The organism is Alcanivorax sp. HI0083, from assembly GCF_001635175.1.
On record NZ_LWFX01001611.1, the window covers coordinates 1 to 839 of the forward strand.

Consider the following 839-nt stretch of genomic DNA (forward strand, 5'->3'; position numbering starts at 1 on the left):
TGCCAGCATGCACATCCGCATGGAAGAAGTCGCACAGCATCAGGCTCGAGAACCAGGTGTTAAGCGCAGAAATCAGAGTGCCCGCCGGGTCATCGGTATACTTTTTCAGCACATTCATGTCCGTCAGAGGCACCCCAAAGAAGCGCTCCATTGTCAGGACTTTACCAGTGGTATGGGACATTACGGGCTCTGGCGCGATGGCCTGGGAATTGCCGGTATCACGCAAGAAGACGTTAAACGCCTTGAGATTACCCGCCTCCTTGATGAAGTCACACTCTTCCAGCATCCCCGCCTGCAGCTCTTCAATCACCCCCGAAATGGCGGAACGGGACAATCCCGGAGCCAACCGTTCGGTGATTCTGGCGGCGAAGTACAAAAAATTGAAATCCGTGAGTAAAACATTCTTCACTCCCGGGCGCTGAACCTTGATCACCACATCCTGACCATTCTTTAGTTTAGCCGCATGAACTTGAGCAATTGACGCACTGGCCAATGGTTTGGGGTCTACAAATTGATAAAGCGTCTCCAGGCTGTCCCCCAGCTCGGACTCGATGGTTTCCCGGATGTAATGAAAAGGTAGGGGTGGAGTCCGGTCCAGACACCGCTGGAATTCCTCGACATACTCCTCCGGGAAAATCGACGGTGAACTGGCGATAAACTGCCCCAGCTTGATGTAGGTCGTGCCCAGAGATTCAAAGGTAGTACGCAGCAAAGCCGGTACTGGCGGGCGATCGCCCAATGCCCAGCCCAGCCCCTGACGACCGACCACACCCAGTGTTTCGAGAATTCGCAGCCCACCCCGGGCGGTATTCAACGCCAGTGAAAGGCCACTCCGTTCG

Annotated in this window: 1 protein-coding gene; it reads right to left on the minus strand. The window is 54.9% G+C overall.

Annotated features, from left to right (window positions below):
* On the minus strand, positions 1-839 hold an 839-nt coding region (locus A3754_RS23885), incomplete at both ends, for an AarF/ABC1/UbiB kinase family protein (protein WP_197468826.1).